At 73.0% G+C, this 10,663-nt stretch carries 12 protein-coding genes; 10 read left to right on the top strand and 2 right to left on the bottom strand.

The features are described from left to right. The 6 genes from H5J29_RS09195 to H5J29_RS09170 all read left to right on the top strand — a co-directional run. The coding region (locus H5J29_RS09195) for a Trp biosynthesis-associated membrane protein (protein ID WP_181780499.1) at positions 1-486 on the top strand (486 nt) is incomplete at its 5' end. A gap of 1 nt (position 487) precedes the next feature. Further along, entirely contained in the window at positions 488-1,390 is a 903-nt protein-coding gene (gene trpC / locus H5J29_RS09190) for an indole-3-glycerol phosphate synthase TrpC (protein ID WP_181780498.1), read from the top strand. Then, positions 1,387-2,739 carry a tryptophan synthase subunit beta gene (trpB, locus tag H5J29_RS09185; RefSeq protein ID WP_181780497.1) on the top strand — a complete coding sequence of 451 codons (1,353 nt, stop codon included), beginning with the start codon at positions 1,387-1,389 and terminating at the stop codon, positions 2,737-2,739. Before trpC ends, trpB begins: the two co-directional genes overlap by 4 nt. Then, entirely contained in the window at positions 2,736-3,533 is a 798-nt protein-coding gene (gene trpA / locus H5J29_RS09180; protein ID WP_181780496.1) for a tryptophan synthase subunit alpha, read from the top strand. The genes trpB and trpA overlap by 4 nt, the downstream gene beginning before the upstream one ends. A gap of 457 nt (positions 3,534-3,990) precedes the next feature. After that, positions 3,991-4,986, top strand: coding sequence for a prolipoprotein diacylglyceryl transferase (gene lgt, locus H5J29_RS09175; protein ID WP_181780495.1), 996 nt, complete (start codon positions 3,991-3,993; stop codon positions 4,984-4,986). After that, positions 4,983-5,624, top strand: a complete 642-nt coding sequence (locus H5J29_RS09170) for a DUF2461 domain-containing protein (RefSeq protein WP_181780494.1) — start codon at positions 4,983-4,985, stop codon at positions 5,622-5,624. Before lgt ends, H5J29_RS09170 begins: the two co-directional genes overlap by 4 nt. Positions 5,625-5,788: 164 nt before the next feature. On the opposite strand, the gene H5J29_RS09165 is transcribed toward H5J29_RS09170, so the two are convergent. Then, positions 5,789-6,076, bottom strand: a complete 288-nt coding sequence (locus tag H5J29_RS09165; RefSeq protein ID WP_312858129.1) for a VanZ family protein — start codon at positions 6,074-6,076, stop codon at positions 5,789-5,791. A gap of 95 nt (positions 6,077-6,171) precedes the next feature. On the opposite strand from H5J29_RS09165, the gene pyk reads away from it, so the two are divergent. From pyk to H5J29_RS09145, 4 genes are read left to right on the top strand one after another with little or no spacing between them, the layout of a single operon-like run. Continuing rightward, entirely contained in the window at positions 6,172-7,593 is a 1,422-nt protein-coding gene (gene pyk, locus H5J29_RS09160; RefSeq protein ID WP_181780492.1) for a pyruvate kinase, read from the top strand. 15 nt (positions 7,594-7,608) lie between these two features. After that, entirely contained in the window at positions 7,609-8,493 is an 885-nt protein-coding gene (locus H5J29_RS09155; RefSeq protein ID WP_312858128.1) for an acyl-CoA thioesterase, read from the top strand. 19 nt (positions 8,494-8,512) lie between these two features. Then, positions 8,513-9,817, top strand: a complete 1,305-nt coding sequence (locus H5J29_RS09150; RefSeq protein ID WP_181780491.1) for an O-acetylhomoserine aminocarboxypropyltransferase/cysteine synthase family protein — start codon at positions 8,513-8,515, stop codon at positions 9,815-9,817. Next, on the top strand, positions 9,814-10,290 hold the full coding sequence (locus tag H5J29_RS09145) for a CoA-binding protein (protein ID WP_181780490.1): 477 nt from the start codon (positions 9,814-9,816) through the stop codon (positions 10,288-10,290). Before H5J29_RS09150 ends, H5J29_RS09145 begins: the two co-directional genes overlap by 4 nt. Here the strand turns inward: H5J29_RS09145 and H5J29_RS09140 are convergent. Continuing rightward, on the bottom strand, positions 10,291-10,663 hold a 373-nt coding region (locus H5J29_RS09140), incomplete at its 5' end, for a hypothetical protein (RefSeq protein ID WP_220187161.1). It abuts the gene before it with no gap.

The following is a 10,663-nucleotide window of genomic DNA, read 5'->3' as shown; positions in this document are numbered from 1 at the left end:
GGGCGCGTCTCCCGAGACGACGGCCTCGACGATCGAGAGGTGGTCGCCGTGGCCGGGGTGGCGGCGGCGGTCGCGCTCTCCGGTGTCCCCCGCCGGATCCTCGGCGGGCTCGTCGCCGCAGCCGGGGTCGGCGGGCTCGTGACGGCCCTCGTCGGGTGGCTGTCGCCGCCGAGCGCCGAGGAGCTGCCCGGCCTGCTCGGCAGCGCCGCGGGCGGGGCGGCGGCCGTGCCCGGCGCCGTCGTCACGACCACCGCGGCCCCGCTGCTCGCGGTGCTGGGTGGGCTCCTCGTCGCACTGGGCGGGGTGCTCCTGGTGGTCGCGGACCGGCGCCTGCCGCGGATGGGCGCGAAGTACGACGCCCCCGGTGCGGCGCGTCCCGTCGACCCCGAGCGGACGGCCTGGGACGAGCTGGACTCCGGCGTGGACCCGACCACCGAGGGCGCCTTCTCCGGCCCTGACGCCGGCACCCCGAACAGGGCTGATTAGCATGCCCCCGACGCCTGGTAGGCCCGAACCCGGAAGGGGAGTGCGCCCCGTGGGCGAGCACGATGAGGTGAGTGCGGGAGTGGGAGGCGCTGGTCCCAGCGTTCTCGACTCCATCGTGGACGGTGTCCGGGAGGACCTCGCGGCCCGGGAGGCCGTGGTCGACTTCGCGGAGATCAAGCGGCGCGCCGCGGCGGCCGCGCCGCCCAAGGACGTGATGGCGGCGCTGAACGAGCCCGGCGTCGGCGTGATCGCCGAGGTCAAGCGGCGCAGCCCGTCGAAGGGCGCGCTGGCCACGATCCCGGACCCGGCCGTCCTGGCCGCGGCGTACGCCCAGAACGGCGCGCGGGTGATCAGCGTGCTCACCGAGCAGCGCCGGTTCGGCGGCTCGCTCGACGACCTGGCCGCCGTCCGCGCCGCCGTGGACGTCTGCGTGCTGCGCAAGGACTTCGTCGTCACCCCGTACCAGGTGCACGAGGCCCGGGCGTACGGGGCGGACCTGGTGCTGCTGATCGTCGCGGCGCTGGAGCAAAACGTCCTCGAGTCGCTGCTCGACCGGGTGGAGTCCCTCGGGATGACCGCGCTGGTCGAGGTGCACACCGAGGAGGAGGCGGACCGCGCGCTGGAGGCCGGGGCGAAGGTCATCGGCGTCAACGCACGGAACCTGCACACCCTCGAGGTGGACCGCGGCGTGTTCGGGCGGATGGCCCCCGGCCTGCCGAACGACGTCCTGCGGGTCGCCGAGTCCGGCGTCCGCGGCCCCGGCGACCTGCTCACCTACGCGGGCTGGGGCGCGGACGCGGTGCTCGTCGGCGAGGGCCTGGTGACCAGCGGGGACCCCGGCGCGGCGGTGCGGGCCCTGGTGGCTGCGGGCTTCCACCCGTCGTGCTCCAGAATGGTGCGGTGAGCTCCTCCAGCACAGTCCAGGCGTCGCAGGGCATCGAGACCCCCTCGGGACACGAACCCGACGAGCACGGCCACTTCGGCCGCTACGGGGGTCGATGGGTGCCCGAGGCCCTGGTCGCGGCGCTCGACGAGCTGGAGACGGCCTACGAGAAGGCCCGCCACGACCCGGAGTTCCTCACCGAGCTGGACCGCCTGCACCGGGACTACACCGGGCGGCCCTCGCCGCTCACGGACGTCCCCAAGCTCTCGCAGCACGCGGGTGGCGCGCGGATCCTGCTCAAGCGCGAGGACCTGAACCACACCGGCTCCCACAAGATCAACAATGTGCTGGGCCAGGCGCTGCTCACCAAGCGGATGGGCAAGAAGCGGGTCATCGCCGAGACCGGAGCGGGCCAGCACGGCGTGGCCACGGCCACCGCGTGCGCGCTGTTGGACCTCGAGTGCGTCGTGTACATGGGCGAGGTCGACACCCGTCGGCAGGCGCTGAACGTGGCCCGGATGCGGCTGCTCGGCGCCACCGTGATCCCGGTCAAGACCGGCTCGCGCACGCTGAAGGACGCGATCAACGAGGCGCTGCGGGACTGGGTCACCAACGTCGACTCCACGCACTACCTGCTTGGCACGGTCGCGGGCCCGCACCCGTTCCCGCAGCTGGTCCGGGACTTCCACCGGATCATCGGGCTGGAGGCGCGCGAGCAGGTGCTCGCGCGCTGCGGCCGCCTCCCGACGGCGATCGCCGCCTGCGTCGGCGGCGGGTCGAACGCGATCGGCATCTTCCACGCCTTCCTCGACGACCCGGGCGTCCGGCTCGTCGGGTTCGAGCCCGGGGGGGACGGCATCGAGACCGGCAGGCACGGGGCCACCCTGTCCGCGGGCTCGCCCGGCGCGTTGCACGGCGCCATGAGCTACCTGCTGCAGGACGAGGACGGGCAGACCGCCGAGTCGTACTCGATCTCCGCGGGGCTGGACTACCCGGGCGTCGGGCCGGAGCACTCACTGCTCAAGGACCTCGGCCGCGCCGAGTACCAGCCGGTCACCGACGCCGAGGCAATGGACGCGTTCGCGCTGCTCTGCCGCACCGAGGGGATCATCCCGGCGATCGAGTCCGCGCACGCCGTGGCCGGTGCGTTGCGGCTGGGCAAGGAGCTGGGGCCCGACGCGGTCATCCTGGTCAGCCTCTCCGGGCGCGGGGACAAGGACGTCGACACCGCGGCGAAGTGGTTCGGGATGATCGGGTCGGACGAGTCGGCCGAGTCGGCCGACGGGACGGCGATCGCGGAGGGCGTGGTCCGGGAGCCTGCGGGCTCGTTCGCGGACGCCGGCAGCGAGACCGAGGGGATCCAGGCGTGAGTGGCGTCGACGAGGTGTTCGCGAGGTGCCGGGCCGAGGGCCGGGGCGCGCTGGTGGGGTACCTGCCCGCCGGCTACCCGACCGTCGACGAGGGCGTCGCGCTGCTGACCGCGATGAGCGAGGGCGGGTGCGATCTGCTCGAGGTCGGCGTCCCGTACTCGGACCCGGTGATGGACGGGCCCACGATCCAGGCCGCCGCCGATCTCGCGCTGTCGAACGGCTTCCGGCTGAAGGCGGTCTTCGAGACCGTCTCGCGCGTGTCGGCGGCCGGGGGCGCCTGCGTGGTGATGACCTACTTCAACCCGGTGCTGAAGTACGGGGTGGAGCGGTTCGCCGCGGACCTCGCCGCGGCGGGAGGGCTCGGGATGATCACCCCGGACCTGATCCCGGACGAGGCGGACGAGTGGCTCGTCGCCTCCGAGAAGCACGGTCTCTCCCGGACCTTCCTGGTGGCGCCGTCGTCGACCGAGCAGCGGATCGCCTCGACCGCGGCCGCGAGCTCGGGGTTCGTCTACGCCACCTCGGTGATGGGCGTGACGGGCGCGCGGGACTCGGTCAACTCGGCGGCGGGGGACATCGTGGCCCGCACGCGCCCGCACACCTCGCTGCCGATCGGCGTCGGGCTCGGGGTGCGCAACGGCGAGCAGGCCGCCGAGATCGCGGGCTTCGCCGACGCGGTCATCGTGGGCTCCGCCTTCGTGACCGCGGCGGCCGAGGGTGGTCCTGAGGGGGTCCGCGCGCTGGCGCAGGACCTGGCCGCGGGAGTCGCGCGGGCGGGTCTGCCGCCGACCTGACCCGGTCCCGGCACCGAGGTCCACCGCTCGACGGCCCAGGCCCACTCCGGCGGTGTTGCCGCCCTGGCGCATGGGCCCGGTATGAGCTGCGGGCAGCGCCTTGCCGGACGTCGACTGGATCACCGGACCACGCGACCGTCCGGTGCGGGACACCGACCTAGGCGAGCACCTTTGCACTGCCCGCACCGGTGCGGGTGCGGGCAATGCGGCTGCGGAGCGTGCCGCCCGCACGTGAGCGGGCAGGGCGAAGGTGGGTGGCGCCCGCACGTGAGCGGGCAGGGCAAAGGTGGGTGCCGCCCGCACGTGAGCGGGCAGGGCAAAGGTGCGGGCTACCCGCACGCGGGCCAGGCAGCACCGGTGCGAGTGCGGGCCACCCGCACACGAGCGGGCAGGGCAAAGGTCCGCGGAGAGAGGGGGCCGGGGTCGTCCGACCGGGGTCCCGACGCCCCGCGCTACGGTGGGTCCTGTGCTGACCACCAGCGTGCTCGCCTACCTCCCGAGTCCCGACCGCGGCGTCTGGCACCTCGGGCCGGTCCCGCTTCGGGCGTACGCGCTCTTCATCATCGCCGGGATCGTCGTGGCGATCTGGTGGGGGGAGAAGCGCCTCGTCGCGCGCGGGGGGCCCGCGGGCACGGTCGTCGACGTGGCGGTCTGGGCCGTGCCCTTCGGCCTCATCGGCGGGCGGCTCTACCACCTGGCCACGGACTGGCGGACCTACTTCGGGCCCGGCGGCGACCCGGTGGACGCGCTCAAGATCTGGGAGGGCGGCCTCGGGATCTGGGGCGCGATCGCGCTCGGCGCGGTCGGCGCGTGGATCGGCTGCCGTCGGCGGAGGATTCCGCTGCCCCTGTTCGCCGACGCCGTGGCGCCCGGGATCATCGTCGCCCAGGCCATCGGGCGGCTCGGCAACTACTTCAACCAGGAGCTCTACGGCGGGCCGACCACGCTGCCGTGGGGGCTGGAGATCTACGAGCGGGTGGACCCGGCCACCGGGGCCTCGGACCCGCTCGGCGGCGTCGCCGTGGACACGGCGAACCCGATCGCGATCGTGCACCCCACGTTCCTGTACGAGCTGCTCTGGAACCTGGCCGTCGCCGCGCTGATCGTGTGGGCGGACCGGCGCTTCCGGCTGGGCCGCGGTCGGGTGTTCGCGCTGTACGTCGCGGGCTACACGCTCGGCCGGTTCTTCATCGAGCTGATGCGCACCGACCCGGCGACGCGGGTGTTCGGCGACATCCGGATCAACGTCGTCGTGTCCGCCGTGCTGTTCCTGGCCGCGGTGGCCTATGTGGCGCTCGTGCGCGGGCCGCGCGAGACGGTGCCGCCGGAGGCGTTCGTCCTGGCGGGCGTCGAACCGCCGGGAGAGCCCGACCCCAGCGACGAGAGCGACCCGAGCGAGACCGTCGACGCCGGCGAGCGGAAGACCGACGACTCCCCGGACCGCGCCCCGTGAGCGGAGCCTTCACCGGCTTCGGGGACGGCGCCGTCGAGTTCTACGACGGCCTGCTGGCGGACAACAGCAAGGCCTACTGGACCGACCAGCGCGAGGTCTACGAGGAGCACGTCAAGGGGCCGATGACGGCGTTGCTGGCCGACCTGGCCGCCGAGTTCGGCTCGGGGAAGGTGTTCCGGCCGTACCGCGACGTGCGGTTCTCGAAGGACAAGACGCCGTACAAGACCCACTGCGGTGGCTTCGCGCCGCCCTACTACGTCCAGGTCGGCCCGGAGGGCATGCTCGCCGCGGCGGGCTTCTACGGCATGGCCCCGGACCAGCTGGCCCGCTTCCGCGTCGCCGTGGACGACGGGCGCCGAGGCGAGGCGCTCGTCGCGCTCCTCGCCGAGGCCGAGAAGGCCGGGCTGACGATCGGCGGGGAGCAGCTGAAGACCCGCCCGAAGGGCACCGACCCCGAGCACCCGCGGCTGGACCTGCTGCGTCGCAAGGGCCTGATGGTCTCGCGTCGCTGGCCACCGGACGACATCCTGCACGGCTCCGGGGCGCGGGACCGCGTGCGGAGGACCTGGCGGGCGGGCCGCCCGCTCGCGGAGTGGCTTGCGGACCACGTGGGCCCGAGCGAGCAGCCCCGGCGCTGAGCCGCGGGACGAGGGTGCACGTTTCGTGCGCTCAGCGTCGTCGGCACCGCGCTGACGGCACGCAACCCGCGATCTTGCCGCGCTGAGCGCACGAAACGTGCGATCTTGGTCGGGCCTCAAGTCGGGCCTCAGGTCGGGCCTCAGGTCGGGCCTCAGGTCGGGTCTCAGGTCGGGCGTGGGCGGGTCAGGGCGGCGTGGAGCAGGACGCCCAGCGACACCCCGAGGCAGTCCGCGACGACGTCGAGGATCTCGAAGTCCCGGTCGATCGGGAGGACGCCCTGCAGCACCTCCGACCCCACGGCGTACACCGTGAGCCCCACGACCAGCGGCAACGGCGGGATCCGCGCCCACCGGCCGGTGGCCCCCAGGAGGGCGAAGACGGCGAGGTGGACGAGCTTGTCCACGCCCTCGGGCGCCGACGGGACCCCCGACGAGGGGAGGAACAGGACCACCAGACTGACCAGCGTCGCGAGTCCGAAACACAGGCGTCCCACTGTTCGTCTTCCTCCAACCTGATCGTTAAAGAGAGCGCGCTAGGCTTGTCGCCGTGACTCGTCGCACGAAGATCGTCTGCACCATCGGTCCGGCCACCGCCACACCGGACCGTATCCGGGAGCTCGTCGCGGCCGGGATGGACGTCGCTCGCCTCAACTTCAGCCACGGCACCCGCGACGACCACAAGCGCGTCTTCCAGATGGTCCGCGACGCCGCGGACGCCGAGCAGCGCGCCGTGGGCATCCTCGCGGACCTCCAGGGCCCCAAGATCCGCCTCGGCACCTTCGCCGACGGCCCCACCGAATGGCAGACCGGTGAGGAGGTGCGGATCACGGTCGAGGACTGCGAGGGCGCCCACGACCGCGTCTCCACCACCTACAAAGGCCTCGCGCAGGACGCCCGCGCGGGCGACCGCCTCCTCGTCGACGACGGCAAGGTCGGCCTGCGCGTCGTCGAGGTCGACGGCAACGACGTCGTGTGCCGGGTGACCGAGGGTGGCCCGGTCAGCAACAACAAGGGCATCTCGCTGCCCGGGATGAACGTCTCGGTGCCCGCGATGAGCGAGAAGGACATCGCGGACCTGGAGTTCGCGCTCAAGCTGTCCGTCGACATCATCGCGCTGAGCTTCGTGCGTAGCCCCGCGGACATCGACGGTGTGCACCGGATCATGGAGAAGATCGGCGTCAAGCTGCCGGTCGTCGCCAAGCTGGAGAAGCCGGAGGCCGTCGACAACCTCGAGGCCATCGTGCTGGCGTTCGACGGTGTGATGGTCGCCCGCGGCGACCTCGGCGTCGAGCTGCCGCTGGAGAACGTCCCGCTGGTGCAGAAGCGGGCGATCCAGATCGCTCGTGAGAACGCCAAGCCGGTGATCGTCGCGACCCAGATGCTGGACTCGATGATCACCAACTCCCGGCCGACCCGCGCCGAGGCCAGCGACGTCGCGAACGCCGTGCTCGACGGGGCGGACGCGCTGATGCTCTCCGGCGAGACCGGCGTGGGGCGCTACCCGATCAAGACGGTCCGCACGATGGCCACGATCATCGAGGCGGTCGAGGCCGGGCCCACGAACGTGCCGCCGCTGAACCACGTGCCGCGGACCAAGCGCGGCGTGCTGTCCTACGCGGCCCGAGACATCGGCGAGCGGCTCTCGGCCCGAGCGCTGGTCGCGTTCTCCCAGTCCGGGGACACCGTCCGGCGCCTCGCCCGGCTGCACACCCGGCTCCCGCTGCTGGCCTTCACCCCGGCGGCGGACGTGCGCAACCAGCTGTCCATGACCTGGGGCGTCGAGACGTTCCTGGTCGAGGCCGTGGACTCCACGGACGCCATGGTCCGCCAGGTCGACCACGCCATGCTGTCGATCGGCCGGTTCCAGCCGGGCGACCTCGTGGTGATCGTGGCGGGCTCGCCGCCCTCGACCGTCGGCTCCACGAACCTCATCCGGGTGCACCGGCTGGGCGAGGAGGACCACGCGTAGGGCACGATCCCCGGCGTGATCCCTGAACTGGACGTCGACGGCATTCCCCGCGGCCAGGTCGTCCTCGACGAGCTGATTCGGCTGCTCGACCTGGAACAGCTCGACGTCGACCTGTTCCGCGGGACCAGCCCGGCGACCTCGCCGGTGCGGGTCTTCGGCGGGCAGGTCGCCGCGCAGGCGCTGGTGGCGGCCGGGCGCACGGTCGAGCCGGACCGGTTCGTGCACTCCCTGCACTCGTACTTCATCCGGGCCGGGGACCCGCGCAGGCCGATCGTGTTCCGGGCCGAGCGGATCCGGGACGGCCGGTCGTTCAGCACCCGGCGGGTGCTGGCGATCCAGGGCGGCGAGGCGATCTTCGCGCTGTCCGCCTCGTTCCAGCTCGCCCAGGAGGGGCTGGTGCACTCGGTGCCGCCGCGCCGCGCGGTGCCCCCGCCCGAGGAGCTGGACTCCCTCGGCGCACGGGTGCTCAGCGGGGCGGGTGCGGGCTGGATGGAGCGCATCCCGCGCTCGTTCGACATCCGGCTGGTCGACGAGCCCGTGTGGATCGAGGACCGGGTCGCCACGGACGAGCCGATCCGGGCGTGGATGAAGGCCGACGGCACGGTCCCCGACGACCCGCTGCGCCACGTCTGCCTACTCACCTACATCTCGGACCTGACGCTGCTGGGGTCGGTCGTCGGGCGCCACGACATGAGCTCGACGTCGGTGCAGCTCGCGAGCCTGGACCACGCCATGTGGTTCCACCAGCCGTTCCGGGCGGACGAGTGGCTGCTCTACGAGTGCTGGAGCCCCGCGGCGTCGGGCGGCCGGGGCCTGGCCGAGGGCCGGTTCTTCACCCGCGACGGCACCTTGGTCACCAGCGTGCTGCAGGAGGGCCTGGTCCGGCTCCCGCGGGAGTGATCGCGCCTAAGGTGGGCCCATGAGCGAGAAGCGAGACCGCGACTGGGGCTTCCGCACCCGGGCGGTCCACGCGGGCGCCGTCCCGGACTCCGCGGTGGGGGCGCGGGCGGTGCCCATCTACCAGTCGACCAGCTTCGTCTTCGAGGACACCCAGGACGCCGCGAGCCTGTTCGCGCTGCAGAAGTACGGGCTGATCTACAGCCGGATCGGCAACCCGACGGTCGCGGTGCTCGAGGAGCGGCTGGCCAGCCTGGACGGCGGGATCGGCGCGGTCGCGACGGCGTCGGGGCAGGCCGCGGAGTTCCTGACCTTCGCCTGTCTGGCCGGGGCGGGGGACCACGCCGTCGCGGCGTCGGCGCTGTACGGGGGCACGATCACCCAGCTCGACGTGACGTTGCGCCGGTTCGGCGTGGACACCACGTTCGTCGCGGGGACGGACCCGGCGGACTACGCCGCCGCGATCACCGACCGTACGAAGTTCGTGTTCACCGAGGTCGTGGCCAACCCGGGGGGTGAGGTGGCGGATATCGCGGGGCTCGCCGACGTCGCGCACGCGGCGGGCGTCCCGCTGATCGTCGACGCCACCCTGGCCACCCCGTACCTCTGCCGACCGATCGAGCACGGCGCGGACATCGTGATCCACTCGGCCACCAAGTTCCTCGGCGGGCACGGCACCACGCTCGGCGGGGTGGTGGTCGAGTCCGGCCGGTTCGACTGGGGCAACGGACGGTTCCCGACGATGACCGAGCCCGTGCCGTCGTACGGCGGGTTGACCTGGTGGGGGAACTTCCAGGAGTTCGGGTTCCTCACCAAGCTGCGGGCCGAGCAGCTGCGGGACGTGGGGCCCTCGCTGGCCCCGCACTCGGCGTTCCTGCTGCTCCAGGGCGTGGAGACGCTGCCGCTGCGGATGGCCGCGCACGTCGCCAACGCACAACGCGTGGCCGAGTGGCTCGAGGCGGACCCGCGCGTCGAGTACGTGCGGTACGCGGGGCTGCCGAGCCACCCGCACCACGAGCGCGCGAAGCGCTACCTGCCGGAGGGGCCCGGCGCGGTGTTCGCCTTCGGGGTGCGGGGCGGGCGTGCGGCGGGCGCGCGGTTCATCGAGTCCGTGCAGCTCTGCAGCCATCTGGCCAACGTCGGAGACGCCCGCACGCTGGTCCTGCACCCGGGCTCCACCACGCACCAGCAGCTCACCCCCGCCCAGCTGGAGCAGGCCGGGGTGCCCGAGGACCTGATCCGGATCAGCGTGGGGCTCGAGGACCCGGACGACATCGTCTGGGATCTCGACCAGGCCCTGACCGCGGCGTCGAAGGAGAACCTGTGACCTGGGAGAACCCGTCCCCGCAGGAGCGGCAGCGGATCCTGCGGCGGACGCGGACCGTCGCGATGGTCGGTGCGTCCCCGAACCCCGCGCGGGTGTCGAACTTCGTGGCGACCTACCTGCTGTCCAGCACGGCCTACGAGGTCTGGTTCGTGAACCCGAACGCCACCGAGATCCTGGGCAGGCCCGTGTACCCGTCCTTGGCGGAGTGCCCCGGGGTGCCGGACCTCGTGGACACCTTCCGCAAGCCGGAGGACCTGTCGGGGGTGCTCGACGAGCTGCTCGCGCTCGACGGCGTGCAGACCTGGTGGCTGCAGTTCGGGCTGTGGGACGAGGGCCTGGCGGGCAAGGCGGAGGCCGCGGGCCTGACCGTGGTGATGGACAGGTGCCTGAAGGTGGAGCACGCCCGGTTCGCGGGCGGCCTGCACCTCGCGGGCTTCGACACCGGGGTGATCAGCGCACGCCGCCGCGAGTGATCAGCGGAAGATCAGGGTGTCCACGATCAGCGTGACCGCCCGCAGCACCCAGAAGGCCGGTGCGGCCAGCAGGAACAGCTTCCACAGCTCCGACCAGCCCCGGTGCCGCGCGGCGTACCAGGTGGGCCAGGCGGCCAGCACGCAGGCGATCAGGATCCAGCCGATCTGGACCAGCAGGCGGTTGCTGTCCACCTCGCCGGTGCCGCGGCCGAACAGCACGAGGAGGGCGAAGGCGATCACTCCCCAGCCGAGCGCGCCGACGAGCGCGCGGTAGTAGGGGACCGCCGCCGCCTCGGGGGCAGGCGTGGTCGCGTCCTTCCCCCGCTTCTGCTGTGCCACGGCCACGAGCCTATCCGGCGTGGTCAGCGCCGTC

Origin of the sequence: Pseudonocardia pini, assembly GCF_013870575.1 — a bacterium.
Taxonomy (GTDB): Bacteria; Actinomycetota; Actinomycetes; order Mycobacteriales; family Pseudonocardiaceae; genus Pseudonocardia; species Pseudonocardia pini.
This window is presented reverse-complemented; position numbering and strand designations above follow the sequence as displayed.